This is a genomic window from Rothia koreensis (genome assembly GCF_004136575.1).
Lineage (GTDB): Bacteria > Actinomycetota > Actinomycetes > Actinomycetales > Micrococcaceae > Rothia > Rothia koreensis.
This window is the reverse complement of the sequence record NZ_NOIQ01000008.1, coordinates 25365-43910: the sequence shown is the minus strand read 5'-3', so window position 1 is coordinate 43910 and position 18546 is coordinate 25365. Positions and strand designations below refer to the sequence as shown.

Genomic DNA, 18546 nt, shown 5'->3' with positions numbered 1-18546 from the left:
CTCCATTACTCGGAAACGAATTAGCGCCGGGAAACGTGCTGTTCCCCGGCGTCAGCCTTCCCCCGACACATCACCGCTCGCCTCGAACGAAGTCCCGTCGGTCTTCTCGATGTACTCGTAGAAGCAAACACCGGTCTCGGGATCGACAAGCGCCTCGATAGTGACCTCGAAGCTATCCGCCTCAGCATCAACCAGAGTCCGGTCGCCCGAAACAGTCAGCTGCCCCTTCGGGATATAGAAACGACGGGCAGTATTCGTGCCGGGGTCCTTCGTCTCCACGGTGAACACCTGTTCAGGCGACAGGTCCGACGAGTGAGTGACGGTAATCTTCCCGCCCGAAACGTCGACGTTGTCATCGCCCAGAACAGCGCGCAGCGTCTTCGGGTTAGCCGTCGAGTAAAGGACCGCACCGAAGGTCGCCGAGAACTCCGACCGGACCTTACGAGCCTTGACGCCGCCCCACACGAAGATGTCCTCGTCGGAGGAATCGGTAGTCAGGGTCACCCCGTCTGACGAGACCAGACCCAAAAGGTCCTGCGTCTCAGGGAGCTTGCTCGTAGCATCCTCGGGGATGACAGAACCGATAGGCCCGCAGGTGATGCCGCCACCAACGTTCGACGGCTTGTTGACAATCACATCGGTGAAATCTTTATCAGCCAATTTGTGATCCTTTCCAGCCCGAAATTGGGCATAAAAAAGACCCCCACAACATGTGAGGGTCAGAGAAAATACTTATGTAGTTAGACAGACAGCGAATGCCCACGGAACGACAGGTTCACCGTCCACACATACGCCGGGATACGCCGATCAGCCTCCGGGGAGAACGTCGGTCGCGACAGCGCGCCACGGTAATAGACACCACCGGAACGGTACGGCCAGTCACGGATCAGGGCATCTACCAAAGTGGCCGTGTCAGCGGCTAACCCACGATCCCCCGACCTGACTTCGAACGTCAGCCGGGTATCGGAAAGCTGGTAAGCGTACTCACCTGCACCGCCGCCATCCTGGACAATGACAATGAGCTCGTCCGGGTCGTAATCCTTCCCATCCGGCTCACCGCCCTCCACGCGGCGCACATACGGCCTCAGATACCGGACAGCCGCCACAACAGGATCATCGAAAGCACTAACCACGGCCCGCATCCAATCCCCGAATCAGCGAATTACGCTTCCGGTTATCAGCCTTCGCCTTCCCCGTCGCCATGACCGACACGGCCCCACGAGGCCGCTCCAAAGTCAGGTCCGTGACCATGTACCCCATAGCCTCGCCCCCAGCGGACGCGGCCACACGTTGGGCACGGTTCATCAAGTCCTGCTTGATAGCCGGCGACTGCCTCAACTGGCGGAAGCCTTCTAGGTTCCACTTGATTCTCGGCTTACCCATCCGGCCTCCTAATCTCGATGATCTGCCCGAACATGCGCCGCGAAAATCGGCCCCACCAGACGCCACCGACACCCTCGGCCTCGTACTCGACACCGTCCACCAGGAACTTGTCCCGAGCGTCGTAATCGATGGGTTTATCGAGCACCAGTTGTGCGTCGAAGACGACTCGAGTAGTCAACCCATCACGAGGTTCCTCGCTCCGTGTCGGCGCGAAGCCCGCCGAGATAGGCACAGGTGCCGCCCACGAGTCTCGAGGCTTGTCGTAATCGTCCCTAGCGCCCTCGATGTATCTTTTCCACTGAACAACCGGGTAAGGCATTCACGCCTCCCACAATGGTTCGTCCAGCGTGAGGTCAGCACCACAGGAGCAATAGGTAGCCCCAAAAGCGAGCGAGCACCACAGCCGATGACTAGGGCACCAGCCCACGTCACCAGCTGGGATACTTAACGCTTTGGGTCGACCACCACCGCCGAGAGCCTTCAACTCTTGTTTAGTCAGGTAATAGTCCCCGTTAGGGTTAGACGCCGTCCACGACGCCGAAAACGGCCCCGCAGTCTCCGACATCTGCGACATGCCAACCTGACCGGCAGCAGAAGCCTGCATCGCCCTACGCACCACAGCACACACCACACGTCGACGTGTGCCCGCCGAAACCTCAACAGCAGACGGGCACACATCAAGAATGAACTGCGACGCATCCTCTAGATGGACCTCAGCGTACGACTCGCCCCCAGCCGGGAAATCCGGCCATCGGGCTTTCAACTCATCCACGGTCGCGAAAGGTATATCCACCATTCAGGACACCTCCCGCCTAGTTCGTGCCGGGATACAAATCACCGGGGAAAACATCAGCTCCCGGCGTCGTCATTTTCCCGGCGCAGCCGCCTTCTCCGCGACAAGAGCGAACTTCTCCTGGAAGACATACCAGCCGTAAACGATCTCCAAACGCAGCGCAATCTGGTTATGGCGCTTCAGGTCGCCCTGGCCGTCCGGGTCACCGTAACGGATCAGCTCGAGCGGAAGATTCCGCTGAATACCCCACCGAATACCGTTCTGGAAGTCACCGAGAATACCGCGAATACCAGTATCCTTCTTCGCCTCGGGCTGACCGGAAACCGTGTCGCCCTGAACAGTGTTGATCCCCAGGAAAGAGCTAATCCCCGTACCAAGACCCAGCTGCGGGTAGCGCTGATTACCCGACGGAGAACCATCAGCGTTCTTAGTCTGAAGCTCAGCAAGGTCCCACGTCAGACGCGGATCAATCGCAAAGCCGTTAACCGACACGGGCCGTTCGCGCTTAATCAGCTTGCCCGCCGCTTCGCGGATAACCTGATCGGCGTCCTTGCTACCCAGCTCAGCCTTCCCAGTGGTGCCACCGACATAATTATCCCAACCGGAAATGACCTCACCCGAAAGCGGGTTGATCCGGTGGTAAGCACCCAGGTCAAGGGCACGCGACAGGGCAGTAGAACCGGCCCCGCCAAGCTCCGAGAGGATATGAAGCTGATAATCCTCATCAGCCCACTGGACTTCCTCGTTGAACCGCATAGTGACCTGAGCCTTGCGAGGCTTGGCCTTCACGGAGGTGAAGCCGCCAGTGGTCGAGGACTTCGCCGCGCCCTCTTCCACGAACTCGGCCTTCGGGAAATCGTTGAAAATCATGTACTCGACTTCGCCGAACTTCTGGGCCTCCTGGCCCGAAAGCTGAGCGAGAGTCGAAGTCGTCTGCGCATCCTTAATCATGCCGTCCGCGATCTCGCGGGGCATCAGGATCTTAGACTCGTTAGTGCTGAAAACAGCCATAAGAAATCGTCCTTAGTCTTTATTGCCGAACAAGTTCTGAACGGCTTCACGTTTCGGGTCAGCCACTTTGACTTGACCCGTCTTGCCCTGCGCGCCCACCACCGGGCCACGCGGGAGGGAAGAAGCGAAAGCCTTCAAAGACTCCGCATGAGCTTCCATCTCTTCACGGGTCTCGCCACGGATCAGTTCCACTGGGACACCCGCGCTCGTAGCGACCTCACGCGCCCACCCAGCACGTTCCTCACGGGCCTGGAACTCGCTGACCTTTCCGGCCAGTTCCTCCTTCTCCGCCCGCAACCGCTCCAACTCGTCAGCAGCGGTCTTGTTCTCCTTGGCGCGGGACTCCCACTTGCGAGCCTCCGCTTTCCAATCAGTGCCCTCGGACTCGCCCTCAGCGTGCGCCTCCGAATCCTCGGACACCTCCGGTTCCTGAGCCTCCACCGATGCCTGGGCCTCAACCTGCTCCGGGACGTCCTGGGTAGCTTCGTCAGCCATTACTTACCTCCATGCCGTGCGGCAATAAAAAAGGACCCCCGTGCGGGAGTCCCAAACTTTCAATAGATTCGCAGGAGGCTACGCCGCCGCTTTCCGCATCAGCGCCGCCATCCTGTTTGTCAGTTCCTTAGACGAGACACGATCGTCGTTCTCGTCCACCCGGTAACTGTCCGTATGCCTGCTCTTGTCCCGGTCCATCCACACGTCCGTCTCCATCCGGACCCTGGACAGGATCTCATCTCGAGCATCGGCATAAGCCTTAAAATACTTTTCAGCCTGAGCGCCCAAGTCGACCTCGTTGCCCTCAGCAACCGCCACAGCCGAACACCGGCAATTGTCGTGGAACGTCTGGCCCAACTTCTGTGACCCGCGAGGACGGGTTTCCTTCGCTCCGCCCCGCCTCCGGTACTCGACGGACTGGCCACGGCCAACAACTCGTGTAGCCGACTCCCACGACGTATACGACCCGCCGCGAGACGCCAACATCGCACAAAACGCGCAACACCCCGGTGCCGGGACACGCTGATACCGCATGCCGCCCTGGACCGCCGCGTTCTCGACCATCGTGTCCGAAGCCGCCTCCGTCAACCGCCGAGTGAACCCACCCGACAACAACCCGAAAAGGACATCATTCGCGGACCGCTCCGCAAGGGTCTTCCCCGACGTCGACCAGCCGGCAAGGGCCTGCCACGACGCTCTGCTCACAGGGTCCAACTCAACCGGCGAGACCGGTTTGCGCACCCCCTGCATCTGCTGCAACTCGGAAAAGAACTCCGCCGTGACCTTCGACGCCGCCACCTCGTAGCGCTGACCCAGATCAGGCAACAACTCCGACAACGCCTCGTACTGCTCAGCCACCGGCAACCCGGTCAACGACGCCGCCAGGCGGTCCAAGTCAGAAACAGCAGCAGAACGCACCTGCCCCAGAAGGGCCGAATAGCCCGCGACAGCGTCATACGGAATCATCAGGCGTCACCGCCTCAGCCTCGCCCCCAACGGGCGGCGAACCGGACTCAGTGGCCTCAGCGGCCCGCTGAGACTGCCCAGCGGACTTCTCTGTCAGCTTCGACATCAGATCAGAAACCGCCGACTTCCGGTTATCAGCCTGAATCCGGGCAACCTCCCCCGAATCAAACAACCGCTCCAGAAGCACCGGGTAATTACTGATCGTCGGCATCATCGACGCGAGCTTCTGCACCGCATCAGCCTCAGCCGAGAGAGACCTAAACTCAGGATCAGCAAAAGCCACCGAAGCACGCCACATATCCGCCGGAGGCTGAGTAGTCCCATCACGAACCATCACCGCCAGCGAGGCAATATCCTTTGCCGCATAAGACAACGCCCCGCGATTCTGCAAACGGACATCGATCAGAAGATCATGCTCAGCTGCCCTAATCGCCTCAGCCGACGCGGGCTGATCGTGAATCACACCCAAGCTCGACGGCGGCAAACCAGTCTCACCCGCAAAAGCCATCGCAACCGTGCGCATCATGTCCGAATGCGGAACCATCGTCGCCTGCTGCAACTGCGTCAACGACGGCGCATCCCCGTCCTCATCCTTCGACAACGCAAGCACACGATCCATAGCCAACCGGAACTTATCATCCCGAGAAATACCACGATCACCGAACGCCTCAGAATCAACACCGAGAATCGCCAACTGAGGCGACGAATAAAACTCCGCGTTACCCTCCATGCGAGCCATAGTCCGCACCGCAATATCGTTCAAGACCATCACCGAATTAGTCAGCCGCGACCGACCCATCGGCGAAGTCATCTGAGGATCATTCGTCACCGGCACACACAACACACGCCCAGTCGGATTAGGCACAGACTCAGCCGACCACGACCCACCATCAAGCGAACAAGTCACGATCTCGTCAGGCAACCAGATCACAAACTCAGTCGGCTTGCCCTCCAAATCCGTATCCGTGATCGTCAACGCAGACCGCAAACGCCGATTCCGAGCATCCCACAACCCCGTAGCAGCCTCAGCGGAATACCCAATGATCTGCACCGGAGCCTCACCATCACGACCACGAGCGACAGTCACAAAAGAACAACCATGCTTATAAGCCGAATGGACAGCCTGCCCAAACTCCAACTCAAAACGGTTAGCGTCCAAAACCTCACCCAGCTCAAACGGATCATCCGAACCAGGCAACCGCAAACCATCAAACTGGGACCGCATCGCCGGTTTCTTCACCGCCTGAGACGCCCACCCCAACACATACCGTGTCTTGGACATCTTCGGCGGCAAAGCAATACCAATATCCTTAAACGCCTGCTCCGTATCGCAATACAGAGTGCGCTTATAATTCTTCTCCCACCTGGACCGCCAAGAATGAAGCAGATCCTTCATCTCACCGGCCACAGCCTCCGACAACCCCGAGACCCTCAGCCCCGAGATATCGTCCAGCGACCAATTCACAAAATCACCTGCTTCCTCCCCGGCTTACGCTTCGTAGTCCGCGCACCCCAAAACGCCAACGTCACAGCATCAACCAGACCAACCGAACCGCCCTCAGAACGAGCGGCCCAACCAAAACCACCCAAATTCCCAATCGGGCGGCGCTTCACATCTCTAATCTCATCGTTCAACGCGCCCTGACCACCATGAGCCAACGTGCCCTCAGTGATCGCCTGATCGAACATCGTGTGCGCCGCAATCGCCTCGTCAGCCTGCGGGACAACGATCACGCGTTTCCCCACACCTTCCTGCCGCAAGGCATCAACCAAAAAACCAACACCAGACCGCCCATCAACAACAATCTGCGCGACCTCAGACTTACGCTCAACCAAAAAATCCACGAGCCACTGTGTGCCCTCGCCCATCTGACGAGAAGCGATACCCTCCACGAAAGGAGAACCCTCCACCGGCTTCACACACGCGCCCAAAGCAACATGAGAACCATCAGCCGCGAACTTCACACCGAACACCCGGACACCATCGTCCGGGGCATCGGCCTTAAGCTCCTGCCACTGCGTGAAATTGAAAGCAGCAGAACCATTCGAGTGTTCGTTCCACACACCAAGACGCTCACGAGCGAACATCTCCGGCGACATCGACCCGAACTCATCCTCGACGGTCGAAAAGTTCAAGCGGATACCCAACGATGGGTTATTGGCAAACCAGTTCGCCCGATCAGAAGTATCAACACCGACCTCAGCCGACCACTCACACCACGCAACACGGGGAGCCTCCTGATGGCCCGCCTCACGCAACCGGGTAAACACCGTCCCATCAGTCCCCGGCCCCGGAGGCGTACCAAGAAGAATCTGCAACGGGTCACCAGAAGGAGCTGACGAAATCGTAGGCAACAACGCCGCCTGCGCCTCATCCCCATACTCCTGCGCCTCATCACAAATCAGCACATCAGCCGTGAACCCACGACCAGACGACTTCGACCGTGCAATGAACTCAACCGAACCGCCCTCGCACTTGCACCCATCGTTACCAAGATCCCGACACCCCGGAGCGTGGAGGAAAATCGCTTCCTGCCCGTTCGTCTTACGCGGGGTGCCCTTCACCATCTCCCGAAGCTCGGGAAACTCGCGATCATTCTCGAAAAACGACAAGATCCGCAAAAACCCTTTGCGCGCAGTCTTCACCTCATGCGCCGTATGCAAGATCCGCAACCCCAGAATGGTCATGAAATACAGCTCGACCATTTCAACCAGACCATTTTTCCCGTTCTGACGAGGAACGGCGATACCCCACCGGCCAGCGGCCCACCGATCAGACCCATCCCGACCCATCCACGCCTCGAGAACATTCCGCTGCCACGGATCAGGCATCAAACCATAATGAGACGCCAACTCCGCGCAATCCTCAGCCTCAGACCAATCAGCCACCGGAGACAAACACACACGCGGCACCTGAGTACCCTGAACCGCAAGCATCAAGCCCCCTTACGAGCCGCCAACCGCTGAGCACGCTTAGCACCAATATCCGTCACGCCCGTACCCTTCGGCGGGCCAGCAGACTTCTCCGCCTCAGCCTCCAACTCCGCCACCTGCTGCAACACCTCCATGTGCCGCGACGACAACGAAGCCAAATCACGATTCGACTCACAATCATCAATCTGCCGACCCAACTTGTCCCGCAGAGCCTTCAACCCATCCAGACGCGACTTCCGCGAACCAGTGAAAACAAGCATCGAACGCTCCGCCATAACCGCCTCCTTCAAGAAACAAACCGTGCGGCCCTCACCCGCACCTCGTCATCAGAAAAAACACCATTCCCACGAATCGTGTTGCACACCGCATGAACCATCCGAAGGTTCGCTTCCGAATGATCCGGCAACAACATCGAAGACTGAGGGACAATATGATCCAACGACGGAGCCAACCGATCGTAGGGGTCATAATCCCGCGAGATCAGACCACCGCAGATCTGACAAACCCACCCATCACGCTCATAAACAGCACGACGAACACGATGCGGAATGTCATACCCATAACGCGCCTGCGGCCAATAACCATGAGTCTCCTTGAACTTCCGCCGGGATACCGAAGCCGGACCAATACCATGTTTAGCCTTGACCTGCTGCGCATAATCGCGCATGGAATCAGACTTCGCCTCACGACAGCCATCACAACGGCAGCCGTACTTGTACATCGATATTGAACCGTGACTCACGAAGCCATTCCGTGCATGAGTCCGCGTATACCCAGAAGGTTCTACGCCTCGGCACGGGTTGCATACAGACTTGGGGTTCAGATTTCCCTGCATGGCTTTCCCGCATACCGAGCACCGGTTCTTCCGCTTGCTCGGCTTCCCCTTGTCCTTGCAAGACGACGAGCAATACTTATTGCTATTGGTCCGACGTTCGAACTTCTCACCACAAACGGGGCATGCGATAATAGGCACGTTGAACTCCTTCTCAGTTCAGCCGAGGCCCCGGACGGTTACCGCCGTCGCGGGGCATTTTTGATATAAAAAATCCCCACCCTCAACCCGCAAGAACATGCGGGGAGAGTAGGGAAAACTAATTAGGCCCTGTGGTCCTGAAAAGCCCGGGGGGACAGCTCAATGCCCGGGAGGGGCGTTATCCACAGGGTGGGACCCCCTACCCCCTGGGGTGTGGATAACTTTGGGGCCTGGGTGGGGTCGTTTGGTGGGCGTGTTTTCTGCCCGTCCCCGGATGGTGTTGTTTGGGGTTACCAGTTGAACGACGTTTTGGGGGTCTTCGGTTGGAACGTTTTCATGGCTTGGTTGCGGCGTTGTTTGGCGTTGCCGTGTTTGCCGCCGAGTCGTCGGTTGCAGGTGCGACAGATGACTCTGGTGTTGTTGATGTCGTCGAGGCCGCCTTGAGCGTGAGGGATGATGTGGTCGACTTCGGGTGAGTTCGGTAGTCCTTGGTGTTCGTAGTCGAGCCATGTGCGGCAGAGTGGACAGTTCGTTATGCCTTGTGCTGTTGCTTGGGTGATGGCTGCTGTCCTGATTTGTTTCCATGTCCACGTTGATGTTCGTGACATGGTGTCCGCCTTTAGTCTTCGAAGGTGTATGCGTGTTGGCCGTCGATGATGATGGAGTGGAGGGCGAGGTGGAAGAGGTCGGGGTGTTTGCCTTTGGTGGGTTCGCCCATGATCATGATCTCGACGCGGTGTTGTTTGAGGTAGTCGTTGGTGAGTGGTGTGTTGCCGATGCGTAGGCCGTTGGCGAAGAGGCCGGCTTGTGTTGTACCGGGCGGGAGTTGTAGCGCTCCGAGTAGTTCACCCATTGCCCCTACCTTCTAACTCTCCGTACCGTGCCACACACCTGGCATTGCCGCCATAGCGGGTAGGGCGTGAACCCCCACGAATGCGCGCCGACCTCACATAGCAGCTGTTGTAGCCGGTTCATCGCGTCATGCTCCTAGCCTTCGCCCCGACATTCGGGCCTCAACACGTACTCGCCCTCATGGATCATGGGCTGGCGGTCTCTGCCGCCACCTATCTTGCCGTTCACGTAGATATCTTCGCTCACGTGCATCTCCTTCATGGTGTTTGCCCCCTTGCCGTGGTGACGGGCGTCCTGTCTTCCGAACAAATGACTAACGTCGTCCCACCTGCCACACACGGCAAGGAAGTTCATGGCCCGGCTAGCCGTTGAGCTGTCAATGGCAGGCACTCTTCGGTGCGCCTTTTCGCCGGGCCTCGTGCGACGGGTGGGATTTGAACACCACGTGGGAACTATTGAAGTTCTCCCCTGATCTCGCGTGCCCCAACAAAACACGCTTTCCGTCGCTTCTACACGGGACTCTGCTGTGCAGGTCTCCCGTGGTGGTCGGCTTACCCGTTGTGCGGTGCGACCTAACCATCCCTCGATAACCCGCGAAGGTACGGGATTCTTGTGTACGGATTCGCCCACATTGCCCTACTTTATTGTTGAGTGTAGTTGACAATGGGGTGTTGGACCGTTAAACTAGAAGTACCCCGGAAGGTCCGGGGGACTCCGGAACAAACGGGGTACGACAGGAAGGGAGCGGCAATGACGATAATCGTTATGCTTTCCGCAACCCTCCTGATCCTCAAGATAGCAAGAGAAGTCGTCGGACTGATCCGGGACATTCTCGATCGCGAGGAGTAAGGAACTGGGGAGTCGAGCCACCACTCGGCTCCCTGGTCCTTCCAATCATGAAGGAGCCAACCATGAAAAACAAGACCACCGCTATAGCGTTCGGCGCGGTCATGACCGCACTGTCCTACGCAACCCACCAGCCCGTGTGGCTGACCGTCACCATAGCGGCACTGACCGTCGTATTGGCCGGTGTCACCATCACTCGGGCGGTGATCCACCGTGACCGCTGAAACGACTCTCGAGGCCGTGTCTCAAGCCCGTCAGGAACGGGACGATGCCGACCACAAGTTCCGGCTGTCATTGGTCGCCGCTGTCGATCAGGGCATCCCGCTATCTCGGATCGCACTCGTCGCCGGGATGAGTCGCCAGGGTGTGTGGAGGGCCGTTCAGAAAGCCAGAGGCTAATCTGAGCATTCGTTGGTGAGGTAGCGGGACGGGGTGATGAACCCGTCGTCCTCCGCCTCCGTCATGCGGGCGATGTGCTCGTCCAGGGTGACGGTGTCGTCTTCGAGGGCGGCGAGGGTCGCCCCGGCGTCGGTGCTGAGTGCGTCAATGTGATCCGGTGTCATCGTCGGCTCCTGTCTGCTCTGGCGGCGGCCTGATCCCCTGTAGGGTCTGCGTAGTCGATGCTGGGCCGGTGCTTGGTCCGGTTCTCGGTCATGCCTTCCTGAATGATCTGGAGCATGTCCCTATCCGTCATGGACCGGCCTGGGTCTCCGTCTGGGAGTTGGTTGCGGTAGAGGATCGCTTGACTCATCGCGTCGAGTGCGTCCATGTATTCACCGCCTTAACGCAGAATGGCCCCGCCTACGTGATGTAGACGGGGCCTCTCTGGCAACCCATGACCAACAAGAAAAGCCCCCACATTGTGGAGGCTTGAAAGGAACACCCAGCCTATAATTGGGCACACCAAAAACAGGTGTCCTCAGTGTATCACACTGGACTGACGTTCCTAGCGAGTTCCCTCACCGCGTCCAGTCCTTCCCATTCGGCCAGGCATTGAGCGCACGATGCGTAAGCATGCCCTTCCACTCGTGTCACGGCAGCTTTTTTGATGATCTCCCCATCGTCTTCGACCACGATCTCGCTTTCCCCGCATTCGGGGCATCTGCCGATCACTTCCGCGTGAGACTCGTCCAGGGCGCGGATCTGGCGGTTCCATTTGGATATCCATGCGAAGCACTCGCTTTCGTCTGGGGACCCTTCGACGGATCGTGCCCAATCTTGAATCCTCTCCGGCAAGGGTGTCCGGGATACTGCGCGGATGCCGAATCCTCGCCAGTGATTGTTGGTCACGGTGGCGATGTCTTCCCAGAGGTTGAGGGCGTTGAAGGAGATAACTCCTTTTGGGCCGCTGGCTCCTGCCCCGGTTCCTCGATTTGCGGTGAAGGCTTCCTTAAGCTGTGTAAGCAGGGCGTATTCTTCAACGAGGTTGAAGGTCTTCCCCGTCTTGTCTGGGTTTACTTTGTGGTCTTCGGTCAGCACGTGCACTGCTTCGGATAGTGCAGTCATGGTGTCTCCTGTCCCTCGTTGATAAGCCCCGAGTCCTTCGCCCGGCGAATCCATCCTGACGCCGTGGCCCTCGGAAGCGGGTCAAGCGCCCCATTGGCCGAGAAAACCCTCTGGACCGTCTTGCTCTCTGGTATTCCAAGTGCCGCCGCAAGGTTGTACGCGTCAGCGGCAATTTGGATAGTTTCTAGGCTCGAAGGCCCTCTTGACCGGAGGTTCGCAGCTTCGGCTACGCCAAGGGTCAGCGCATGGGGAACTTCGAGAGTGTTATCGACCGGGTTAACGACCCGTACTCGAGTCAGTGCGATGTCCTCCCAGCGTCCGAGGGGATTTGCCTCTCGCCAGTCTGTAGAGCTGATTCGGCTACCGTCTGTCGAGATAAGTTCAATGCCGGTTATAACGATGTGCCCGCTCTCGTCCTTTTCCGTGTTGTATCGGATGGCTCGTCCCTGGCTCACCGGTTCTTCGCATGGATTGGGAAGATGCAGAGCTTCTATCGACTTCATGTTGTCTCCTTGTGTTCGGTGATCCAGGCGTTGAGTTCGTCCCAGGTGTCGAACGCGGCGCTCGCTCCGCATTCGCATTCCCCGGCGTGTCGACCGGCACCGGGCCATTGCGCCCATTCGTTGACGTGATGTGTCATTCGATGCTCCTTACTACGATGCGCAAGCCCGGGTTGTCCTTGTCCTTGCCGCCGTGGTGGAGGAACGGGCCTGAGACATGTTTGTAGTCGTCGTCTTCAACTAGGCCTGCGTCTACGAGGCCGTCAACGCAGGCTTTCGCGGTCGGGTACCGGTTGCCAGGGTCGTACCTGCGGTTCGTCGCCATGTGGACGTAGATGTCGATCCAGGCGTGTTCCATGAGAGCTGGTGACCCGGACTTGATAGCGAGACGGCAGGTCTCTTCTCGCCATGCTTTGGTGCGTTGGCTGATTGCCCGACGTGCGCCGATGCTGGTCGTGTGCTCGTTGGCGCTGATCCACTTCTTGGAGCCGAGCGGAACGAACAATTCGTAGATCATGCGTTCTCCTTGTTAGTCCGGTTATCCGGTTGTGGCCTTGTGGTGTGCCCGCACGCCGTGGTGACGTGCGGGCACGAAAAAGGCACCCCCGAGGAGTGCCTGCTTATCAGTTGTGGTTATGCTGCTTGGTCTTCAAGACCGGATCGTTTTAGTAGTTGTCTAGCGGCTTTTCTCCGCGCCCACTCTTGAGCACATTCTCGACAGTGTTTCGCGCCGGATGGGTACCTTAAAACAATGTGCCCACGGGAGCAACGCTCATCCGTGGGCACTGGCTTCTGCTGATGGAACCCGCCTCCGCCTCGTGCATTTTTCACGTTGGTCATGAGTTGGAGGTGGTCCGGGTTGACGCATCTTCGATTACGACATCGGTGGTCGATGGTCATTCCCGGTGGGATTTGGCCGTGGAAATGTACCCATGAGGCGCGGTGGGCTGTCACCACTTGGCGATAGCCACCGTCCTGCCACCCGATCTGTGCATAACCGTGAGAGGCCACCGAGTAGGTGCTTTCCCAGCATCCTTCCTCGGTGACATCGATGCGTGTAGCTGCTCTTTCGGCAACACGTTCCGGTATCAGTATTGGATTTTGCGGCATCCGCGACTTGCGGGGGTCAGAACGGAACATTCGCATCGTCCTGCCCGTTGCCCCAGTCGGCGGCCTGCTGCTTTCCTCCGCTCCATGGGTCGACCGGCTGCCCCTGCACGGGCCGCTGAGGCTGGTTCTGAGCGTTCCCCCAGCCCTGCCCCTGTGGAGCGTTCTGGGTGGAACCCTGGCCGCCCTGTGATCGCTGATTCCGCGTCACCTGCGCAGTAGCGAACTTCAGCGCCGGGCCGATCTCCTGCACGTCCAATTCGATCGAAGACCGCCTGTTGCCTTCCTTGTCCTCGAAGGACCGTTGGCGCAGCTCCCCCGTGGCGATAACTCGCATACCCTTATCGAGGGATTCGGCCACGTTCTCGGCGGTCTCCCGCCAAACCGAGCACCGCAAGAACAGTGCTTCCTGCTCCTTGAACTCGTTGGCCTGCTTGTCGAACTTGCGCGGTGTCGATGCGATGGTGAAGTTGGCTACTGCCGCGCCGTTCGGGGTGAACCGGAGGTCCGGTGCGGCGGTCAAGTTGCCTACTACAGTGATGGTCGTTTCGTTCGCCATGTTTACTTGTTCTCCTGATCTTTCTGCCCGGCTTGGGATTTGGTGGTGTTGACGGTGTTCTTTTCGAGGTAGGCCTCGACGGCTTCCCAGGAGTAGAGGATCTTGCGACCGAACTTGGTGTAAGGAAGGCCTACGCCGTGGTAGCGATCGTTGGCGAGCTTGGCTTCGGTGGTGAGTAGGTACTCAGCGATCTCCTGCGGAGAGGCATACTTTTGGTTTTGCATCATGACTTCCTTTTGGGCATAAAAAATGCCGCCCGGTGGGACGGCTTATCTTCTTCGGTGCAGAGCTCTGGGTACCCGGCCCGACAGGGCAAACAGTCTTCCCAAAATTCTGCGGGTAGTGGGTCGTGTGGCACTACGGGGTGTTTTCCTCCTTGGAGTCTGTATTCGGCTGGTTTGTCGGGGTCACGGGCCGTCTCGTAGATGAGCAGGGCCAGGATGGTCAGTCCTGCTGGGATGAGGACGGCTACGGCGATGGACAGTAGGCCGATGTGGATAGCGAGTCCTACGAGGCTCATTCGTGGCCCCCTAGCGCGGCTTCGAGGGCGGCGCGGGCCATGTCGATGTATTGATCCCGGAACTCTTCGTCCCGTGTTCCGGTAAGGTTGCCGCCGAGTTCTTCGTTGGTGGGCCATTCGTCCACTTCTGCGATCGCCAGAGCGGCCCGCTCGATCATTTCATCGGTGATGGTCAGCCGGTCGCGGAGTTCTTCGAGCTGGAATGTTGCCCATAAGTCGGACGTCACCGCCTCCATCCAGGCGGCCTGTAACCGCTCGATCCTTTCGACAAGTGCGAGTGTGGTGGTCGGGTCCATACCCTCGATGAACGCCTTGTCCTCATCAGACATTTCAAATTCGGCGTCGCCGCTCGGGTCCATCGTCCAGACGTCGACCACCACGTCGTATTCGTCTTTGTCCGGGGTGAAGTTGTCGATAAAGTTCGCCCCGACTCGCCACGGTCCGGGGGTTGCCGCTCGTGCGCGGGCTTTGATTGCTTCGAGGTCCATGTCAGTCATTTCATGGCCTCCATTCGCTTTAGCGCTTCGTCGTAGGTCATGCCGGTTACGGCGCAAATTCTCAAGGCTGATTCCATGCGCTTAATCTGTTCCTCTAGATTCCGATTTTTGGTGTCTGCCTCGACCCGGTCGAGTAGTGCTGTTGCGAGTTGAACGCAGATAACTAGGATCATTCCGGCGGTGAGTGCGCCGACCGCGCTTACGATGGTGGACCAGTCGCTCATTTCGTGTCGTCCTTCCCGTCTCCGCACCAAATAGCCTTAGCTTCCGTGTTCGCGTGTCCCGCGCCGTCATGGTTTGCGGGCAGGTCGCACCTGTAATGTTCACCGGCGATATTCAGCGCGCCTTGGCACTGCTTCTCTGCTTGTTTCATTACCAGTCCACGCCTTCGCTGATCCAAAAATCGTTCGTCTCGTGCCGCGTCTCGTCCTGCGGGACCGGCATGTAGTCATCCGGGTACTTCGCCACGCCGACCACCTCCTACTCGGTTTGGTTACTCATTCGTTCCGCCATGCGGTGAAGAGAGCCGGCCCCTGCTGGACCGGCTCGTAAAAGTATTTGACGTCGTCGTCGAACATGACCGACTCGCCGTCGTTGAACGGGCCAGGGTGCAACCGCCACAGGTCGCCGTCGTCCCACACGTACACGGCACCGTCATCCCCGGTAGCTTTCTTGCCCGGGTTCCGCGCCAAATCAGCAAGCGACAGGCTCATGCCATCACCCTGCCCACCGTGCTCGGGACACACGTCCTCAGCCAATACGCGAGATCGTCGCGGATGACATCGATAGTGGGACGGTACCCCGTCGTCACAGGCTCGTCCTTGGCCCTCGCTTTGTTCTCGCACTCCCGGCACAGAGCCGAACCGCTCGCACGAAAATGCCCACACTCCGGGCACACCTGGCACGAAGGGTCAAACCTCTTACTCGGTCCCAACTTCCGGTCATTCGGACGCCGACGCCCGTTACGCCGGAAATAGTTCTCACACGTGGAACACCAGTTCGGGGAATTGAACGTCACCTGCAACGCCGACCGGCCACAATCAGGGCAAACAATGTCCTCCGGTTTCATGCCGCTGCCCTCTGGATGATCGCCATGTTCTTGAGCATGCCGTTCTCGGCGGCCAATTCCGCGATTCTCGCTTGGTAGGACCTTCGCATTTTCTCGAACCAGTCAGCGCTCAGGGTCGGGGCATCCTGCGCTTCGTTAGCTTTCTTGAGCTTCACGGTGAGGTCATCGATCGTGACGCGTTGAGTCTCGACAACGGTCTTGAGCCTCTGAATTTCGTGTCTCATGGTCTCGTTCTCGGCTTTGTATCGTGTGGCTCGTCTGTGTGCTGAGTTTCGGTCCCTGACGGCTTGTCGGAGTTGTTCGCGCAGTTCGGTGAATGATTCGGTGTCTTTGTCGAGGGTCCGTTGCCCCCGGTACTGGTACATGGTGTGTTTTCTCCTAGGTACGAAAAAAGCCCCTGTGAGGGGCTAGAAATATGCTGGGTAGGTGTTGGGTCGTCAGAAGCGTCCGAGGTCGTCCAGTGCCGTCGTGCGCCCGTCACGGGCGGTCGTGGGTCGGTCCGCTGCGGTCCACCCGTCGCCGTCGTGCTCGACGTCGTGGGTCTCGCACCACCGCACACGGGCTTCCATCCTGATCCGCTGGAACTCAGGATCATTCAGATGAGAGCGGAGAGCTTTCTCGAAGCCCGGCCCCTGTTCCTTCGGACCCTCCAACGCACGCTGTCGTGCTTCACGACGCTCAACCTCGGACATCGCCAATCGGCGAATCTCGGACGGTGCGGGCTTCTCCCCCGACCGGGCGAAGTAATCCAGCATCACGTCCTTGAGCACCATGTTGTCGAACGTCCCGACAGCTCGGCCCCAGACCTCCACGTTCACCGGCGACGTCTCGACCCTCGGGTCGTGCTGATTTACCCACGCCAAGAATCCGTGAACATCTTCCGGCGTCATAGTCACCTTCCTATAGAAAAGACCCCGTCATTGGACGGGGCCTTGTACTGCTCATTCTGTTTTGCCGCGTGTTCGAGGCGTTTCTGCCAACCTGGCTTGTACTCTTGCCGGGATTTGTCCACGCGGGCGTTGAGCATCCAGTTCTCCCAGGTTCGTCCCCAGTCCTTCTTTGAGGCGTCCTTGCCGGTCTTGGCGATCCAGTAGTTCATGAACTTGGTGTGCTCGAGGTTCAGGTCGATGTCCGGGCGCATCTGTTTGATCTTGTCGATGTGCTTCTGGTCTGGCATCCACCCGTCGACCATTCGTGACCCTTTGGAGGGAGCCGACTTGTCGGCGTCTCTCTCTGGGGTAGATACGTAAGTATCTTGGGGTATTGGGGTAGGGTGACACAGCTCTGTCGTAGCGACGGGCTCATTTTGTCGTAGCGAAGAACCTCTACTGTCGTATACGTCATTTTGACGTACGTCGGTACTGTCGTAGCGAGAGAGGCCGGGAAGAGCGTAAATATTCGTGTGATACTTCCCGTGCGTACCCTCGATAACCAACTCACCAGATTCCAGGAGCAATGCAATATGCCGCTGCACTGACCTGCTCGACAACCGGCACATCTCCCCAATTGTTTTAGCCGACTGGCACGATCTCCCGCCTTGCTTGTTCGCTCCGTCAGCGATTGCCAACAGCACGAGGCGGGCGTTGCCCTCGGCCTGGGAATGGTCCCAAACCCATGATGTGGCTTGTACGCTCACCGTTTCCTCCTTTCATTTCTTCGATGTCAGGTGCCAGCCCCCGCAGGACGGGCACCGATACACACGGGCCTCGTCTCGGCTGGAGTTGCGGCGTGCTGGGCTGCGTGTTTTCGCCAAAGCCATACGCGCCGCCAGCTCGTCCCGGTACCGGACTTTTTTCTTGTTCGTCTTGGTGTTCCGGCAGCTCATGCGACCTCCACCAGCCCCTCGAGGTAGGAGATGACCTGTCCTCCGATCCACTCCGTGTAAGCCGGTGGAACCACCTGGGACATCTCGTGCTTGGTCGTCCAATCAACGCCGAGCAGACGGCGGCATACGTCCGTGTGTGGGACATATCCGCCCCGTCTGGATGGTGAATCGCGATGCTTCGGCGTCCACCCGCCACCGGCCCCGTACACTGAGGCGGTCAGCACGGATTTGTCGTGGCTGCATCCGCCTTTACGCGCCAGGGGGATGTTCGACTCGAACAACCGGTGCCGGATCAGCTTCAAAGGAACCCCGTCCACGTCCTCGGTCCGTAAATCAAATTCGGTCCCGCACAGGACTGTCGGGTCCGTCAGTGGCGACCGGGGAACGTTCTCGATCACGTATGGTCTGCCCGTCGCCTGCAATGCTTCTCTGGTCGGGCCGATGAGATCCGGGTGTGTGTTGGTGTGCAGGGACTTCGTGGCGCTGAATGCTTGGCAGGGCGGTGATGCGTGGATCGAGTCGAACTCGTGCCCGTGGGCGGCGACAAATTCCAGGGCATCGGCCACGTGATGCTCGAACGGGTAACGCGGCTGCGGGTTGATGTCCACGCCGACGACCTCTAGCCCTGCCCGGTGGTATCCGACAGCGGCGCCACCAGCGCATGAGAAGAGGTCTAGGATTCGGTATTTCATGGTCTTCCTTCATTGGGT

General features: G+C 58.8%; 29 protein-coding genes and 1 pseudogene. 1 reads left to right on the top strand and 29 read right to left on the bottom strand.

Annotated features, from left to right (window positions below; all coding sequences use genetic code 11):
- Window positions 1-51: 51 nt before the first annotated feature.
- From EWU68_RS07615 to EWU68_RS07555, 12 genes are all read right to left on the bottom strand, one after another.
- On the bottom strand, window positions 52-660 hold the full coding sequence (locus tag EWU68_RS07615) for a phage tail tube protein (protein ID WP_129315532.1): 609 nt from the start codon (window positions 658-660) through the stop codon (window positions 52-54).
- A gap of 80 nt (window positions 661-740) precedes the next feature.
- Complete coding sequence (locus tag EWU68_RS07610) at window positions 741-1133, bottom strand: hypothetical protein (protein WP_129315531.1); 393 nt, start codon at window positions 1131-1133, stop codon at window positions 741-743.
- Between the two features lie 242 nt (window positions 1134-1375).
- A complete protein-coding gene (locus EWU68_RS07605) occupies window positions 1376-1561 on the bottom strand; it encodes a hypothetical protein (protein ID WP_129315530.1) in 186 nt (61 codons plus the stop codon).
- Window positions 1562-2248: 687 nt separating this feature from the next.
- Entirely contained in the window at window positions 2249-3187 is a 939-nt protein-coding gene (locus EWU68_RS07595) for a phage major capsid family protein (protein ID WP_129315528.1), read from the bottom strand.
- 12 nt (window positions 3188-3199) lie between these two features.
- Window positions 3200-3682 carry a hypothetical protein gene (locus EWU68_RS07590; RefSeq protein ID WP_129315527.1) on the bottom strand — a complete coding sequence of 161 codons (483 nt, stop codon included), beginning with the start codon at window positions 3680-3682 and terminating at the stop codon, window positions 3200-3202.
- Window positions 3683-3760: 78 nt separating this feature from the next.
- Entirely contained in the window at window positions 3761-4648 is an 888-nt protein-coding gene (locus tag EWU68_RS07585; RefSeq protein ID WP_129315526.1) for a VG15 protein, read from the bottom strand.
- Window positions 4635-6044 (bottom strand): phage portal protein, encoded by a 1410-nt coding sequence (locus EWU68_RS07580; RefSeq protein ID WP_129315525.1) that lies wholly within the window; start codon window positions 6042-6044, stop codon window positions 4635-4637. Before EWU68_RS07580 ends, EWU68_RS07585 begins: the two co-directional genes overlap by 14 nt.
- Window positions 6045-6109: 65 nt before the next feature.
- Window positions 6110-7354, bottom strand: coding sequence for a hypothetical protein (locus tag EWU68_RS07575; protein ID WP_202976702.1), 1245 nt, complete (start codon window positions 7352-7354; stop codon window positions 6110-6112).
- 230 nt (window positions 7355-7584) lie between these two features.
- Window positions 7585-7857: a hypothetical protein gene (locus EWU68_RS07570; RefSeq protein WP_129315524.1), complete on the bottom strand. Its 273-nt coding sequence runs from the start codon at window positions 7855-7857 to the stop codon at window positions 7585-7587.
- Window positions 7858-7868: 11 nt separating this feature from the next.
- Window positions 7869-8324, bottom strand: a complete 456-nt coding sequence (locus tag EWU68_RS07565; RefSeq protein ID WP_129315523.1) for an HNH endonuclease — start codon at window positions 8322-8324, stop codon at window positions 7869-7871.
- A 521-nt stretch (window positions 8325-8845) separates the two neighbouring features.
- Entirely contained in the window at window positions 8846-9163 is a 318-nt protein-coding gene (locus EWU68_RS07560; protein ID WP_129315522.1) for an HNH endonuclease, read from the bottom strand.
- 11 nt (window positions 9164-9174) lie between these two features.
- On the bottom strand, window positions 9175-9408 hold the full coding sequence (locus EWU68_RS07555; protein ID WP_129315521.1) for a hypothetical protein: 234 nt from the start codon (window positions 9406-9408) through the stop codon (window positions 9175-9177).
- Between the two features lie 910 nt (window positions 9409-10318).
- Here EWU68_RS07555 and EWU68_RS13020 point away from each other — a divergent pair.
- Window positions 10319-10477: a hypothetical protein gene (locus EWU68_RS13020; RefSeq protein ID WP_156265382.1), complete on the top strand. Its 159-nt coding sequence runs from the start codon at window positions 10319-10321 to the stop codon at window positions 10475-10477.
- 171 nt (window positions 10478-10648) lie between these two features.
- On the opposite strand, the gene EWU68_RS13015 is transcribed toward EWU68_RS13020, so the two are convergent.
- From EWU68_RS13015 to EWU68_RS07490, 17 genes and pseudogenes are all read right to left on the bottom strand, one after another.
- Window positions 10649-10816 (bottom strand): hypothetical protein, encoded by a 168-nt coding sequence (locus EWU68_RS13015; RefSeq protein ID WP_156265381.1) that lies wholly within the window; start codon window positions 10814-10816, stop codon window positions 10649-10651.
- Window positions 10813-10947, bottom strand: coding sequence for a hypothetical protein (locus EWU68_RS13420; RefSeq protein ID WP_274542741.1), 135 nt, complete (start codon window positions 10945-10947; stop codon window positions 10813-10815). The genes EWU68_RS13015 and EWU68_RS13420 overlap by 4 nt, the downstream gene beginning before the upstream one ends.
- Before the next feature lie 233 nt (window positions 10948-11180).
- Window positions 11181-11759 carry a hypothetical protein gene (locus EWU68_RS07550; protein ID WP_129315520.1) on the bottom strand — a complete coding sequence of 193 codons (579 nt, stop codon included), beginning with the start codon at window positions 11757-11759 and terminating at the stop codon, window positions 11181-11183.
- A complete protein-coding gene (locus EWU68_RS07545; protein WP_129315519.1) occupies window positions 11756-12262 on the bottom strand; it encodes a hypothetical protein in 507 nt (168 codons plus the stop codon). The genes EWU68_RS07550 and EWU68_RS07545 overlap by 4 nt, the downstream gene beginning before the upstream one ends.
- Entirely contained in the window at window positions 12259-12399 is a 141-nt protein-coding gene (locus tag EWU68_RS13010; RefSeq protein WP_156265380.1) for a hypothetical protein, read from the bottom strand. The genes EWU68_RS07545 and EWU68_RS13010 overlap by 4 nt, the downstream gene beginning before the upstream one ends.
- Window positions 12396-12776 (bottom strand): RusA family crossover junction endodeoxyribonuclease, encoded by a 381-nt coding sequence (locus EWU68_RS07540; protein WP_129315518.1) that lies wholly within the window; start codon window positions 12774-12776, stop codon window positions 12396-12398. Before EWU68_RS07540 ends, EWU68_RS13010 begins: the two co-directional genes overlap by 4 nt.
- A 116-nt stretch (window positions 12777-12892) precedes the next feature.
- Complete coding sequence (locus EWU68_RS13515; protein WP_420852878.1) at window positions 12893-13369, bottom strand: HNH endonuclease signature motif containing protein; 477 nt, start codon at window positions 13367-13369, stop codon at window positions 12893-12895.
- 16 nt (window positions 13370-13385) lie between these two features.
- Window positions 13386-13925, bottom strand: a complete 540-nt coding sequence (locus EWU68_RS07530; RefSeq protein WP_129315516.1) for a single-stranded DNA-binding protein — start codon at window positions 13923-13925, stop codon at window positions 13386-13388.
- A gap of 2 nt (window positions 13926-13927) precedes the next feature.
- The gene (locus EWU68_RS07525; RefSeq protein WP_202976701.1) at window positions 13928-14152 is read right to left on the bottom strand and encodes a MerR family transcriptional regulator; all 225 of its coding nucleotides are present in this window, start codon (window positions 14150-14152) and stop codon (window positions 13928-13930) included.
- A gap of 289 nt (window positions 14153-14441) precedes the next feature.
- Entirely contained in the window at window positions 14442-14942 is a 501-nt protein-coding gene (locus tag EWU68_RS07520; RefSeq protein WP_129315515.1) for a hypothetical protein, read from the bottom strand.
- Window positions 14939-15166 carry a hypothetical protein gene (locus EWU68_RS07515; RefSeq protein WP_129315514.1) on the bottom strand — a complete coding sequence of 76 codons (228 nt, stop codon included), beginning with the start codon at window positions 15164-15166 and terminating at the stop codon, window positions 14939-14941. The genes EWU68_RS07520 and EWU68_RS07515 overlap by 4 nt, the downstream gene beginning before the upstream one ends.
- Before the next feature lie 273 nt (window positions 15167-15439).
- Window positions 15440-15655 carry a hypothetical protein gene (locus tag EWU68_RS07510; RefSeq protein ID WP_129315513.1) on the bottom strand — a complete coding sequence of 72 codons (216 nt, stop codon included), beginning with the start codon at window positions 15653-15655 and terminating at the stop codon, window positions 15440-15442.
- Window positions 15656-16007: 352 nt separating this feature from the next.
- Window positions 16008-16235, bottom strand: coding sequence for a hypothetical protein (locus tag EWU68_RS07505; RefSeq protein WP_129315512.1), 228 nt, complete (start codon window positions 16233-16235; stop codon window positions 16008-16010).
- A 213-nt stretch (window positions 16236-16448) separates the two neighbouring features.
- Window positions 16449-16901 (bottom strand): hypothetical protein, encoded by a 453-nt coding sequence (locus EWU68_RS07500; protein ID WP_129315511.1) that lies wholly within the window; start codon window positions 16899-16901, stop codon window positions 16449-16451.
- A gap of 2 nt (window positions 16902-16903) precedes the next feature.
- Window positions 16904-17188, bottom strand: a complete 285-nt coding sequence (locus EWU68_RS07495) for a hypothetical protein (protein ID WP_129315510.1) — start codon at window positions 17186-17188, stop codon at window positions 16904-16906.
- Between the two features lie 276 nt (window positions 17189-17464).
- A pseudogene (locus EWU68_RS13560) lies at window positions 17465-17647 on the bottom strand (helix-turn-helix domain-containing protein); the annotation flags it as partial.
- Between the two features lie 185 nt (window positions 17648-17832).
- Complete coding sequence (locus tag EWU68_RS07490) at window positions 17833-18528, bottom strand: DNA cytosine methyltransferase (protein WP_129315509.1); 696 nt, start codon at window positions 18526-18528, stop codon at window positions 17833-17835.
- Window positions 18529-18546: the final 18 nt, after the last annotated feature.

Bases quoted from the DNA above. Each gene is read 5' to 3' on its own strand.
- EWU68_RS07595 (WP_129315528.1), bottom strand. From the start codon at position 3,187: ATGGCTGTTTTCAGCACTAACGAGTCTAAGATCCTGATGCCCCGCGAG.
- EWU68_RS07590 (WP_129315527.1), bottom strand. From the start codon at position 3,682: ATGGCTGACGAAGCTACCCAGGACGTCCCGGAGCAGGTTGAGGCCCAG.
- EWU68_RS07585 (WP_129315526.1), bottom strand. From the start codon at position 4,648: ATGATTCCGTATGACGCTGTCGCGGGCTATTCGGCCCTTCTGGGGCAG.
- EWU68_RS07580 (WP_129315525.1), bottom strand. From the start codon at position 6,044: ATGAAGGATCTGCTTCATTCTTGGCGGTCCAGGTGGGAGAAGAATTAT.
- EWU68_RS07575 (WP_202976702.1), bottom strand. From the start codon at position 7,354: ATGGTCGAGCTGTATTTCATGACCATTCTGGGGTTGCGGATCTTGCAT.
- EWU68_RS07570 (WP_129315524.1), bottom strand. From the start codon at position 7,857: ATGGCGGAGCGTTCGATGCTTGTTTTCACTGGTTCGCGGAAGTCGCGT.
- EWU68_RS07560 (WP_129315522.1), bottom strand. From the start codon at position 9,163: ATGTCACGAACATCAACGTGGACATGGAAACAAATCAGGACAGCAGCC.
- EWU68_RS07555 (WP_129315521.1), bottom strand. From the start codon at position 9,408: ATGGGTGAACTACTCGGAGCGCTACAACTCCCGCCCGGTACAACACAA.
- EWU68_RS13020 (WP_156265382.1), top strand. From the start codon at position 10,319: ATGAAAAACAAGACCACCGCTATAGCGTTCGGCGCGGTCATGACCGCA.
- EWU68_RS13015 (WP_156265381.1), bottom strand. From the start codon at position 10,816: ATGACACCGGATCACATTGACGCACTCAGCACCGACGCCGGGGCGACC.
- EWU68_RS13420 (WP_274542741.1), bottom strand. From the start codon at position 10,947: ATGACGGATAGGGACATGCTCCAGATCATTCAGGAAGGCATGACCGAG.
- EWU68_RS07550 (WP_129315520.1), bottom strand. From the start codon at position 11,759: ATGACTGCACTATCCGAAGCAGTGCACGTGCTGACCGAAGACCACAAA.
- EWU68_RS07545 (WP_129315519.1), bottom strand. From the start codon at position 12,262: ATGAAGTCGATAGAAGCTCTGCATCTTCCCAATCCATGCGAAGAACCG.
- EWU68_RS13010 (WP_156265380.1), bottom strand. From the start codon at position 12,399: ATGACACATCACGTCAACGAATGGGCGCAATGGCCCGGTGCCGGTCGA.
- EWU68_RS07540 (WP_129315518.1), bottom strand. From the start codon at position 12,776: ATGATCTACGAATTGTTCGTTCCGCTCGGCTCCAAGAAGTGGATCAGC.
- EWU68_RS13515 (WP_420852878.1), bottom strand. From the start codon at position 13,369: ATGCCGCAAAATCCAATACTGATACCGGAACGTGTTGCCGAAAGAGCA.
- EWU68_RS07530 (WP_129315516.1), bottom strand. From the start codon at position 13,925: ATGGCGAACGAAACGACCATCACTGTAGTAGGCAACTTGACCGCCGCA.
- EWU68_RS07525 (WP_202976701.1), bottom strand. From the start codon at position 14,152: ATGATGCAAAACCAAAAGTATGCCTCTCCGCAGGAGATCGCTGAGTAC.
- EWU68_RS07520 (WP_129315515.1), bottom strand. From the start codon at position 14,942: ATGACTGACATGGACCTCGAAGCAATCAAAGCCCGCGCACGAGCGGCA.
- EWU68_RS07515 (WP_129315514.1), bottom strand. From the start codon at position 15,166: ATGAGCGACTGGTCCACCATCGTAAGCGCGGTCGGCGCACTCACCGCC.
- EWU68_RS07510 (WP_129315513.1), bottom strand. From the start codon at position 15,655: ATGAGCCTGTCGCTTGCTGATTTGGCGCGGAACCCGGGCAAGAAAGCT.
- EWU68_RS07505 (WP_129315512.1), bottom strand. From the start codon at position 16,235: ATGAGACACGAAATTCAGAGGCTCAAGACCGTTGTCGAGACTCAACGC.
- EWU68_RS07500 (WP_129315511.1), bottom strand. From the start codon at position 16,901: ATGACGCCGGAAGATGTTCACGGATTCTTGGCGTGGGTAAATCAGCAC.
- EWU68_RS07495 (WP_129315510.1), bottom strand. From the start codon at position 17,188: ATGCCAGACCAGAAGCACATCGACAAGATCAAACAGATGCGCCCGGAC.
- EWU68_RS07490 (WP_129315509.1), bottom strand. From the start codon at position 18,528: ATGAAATACCGAATCCTAGACCTCTTCTCATGCGCTGGTGGCGCCGCT.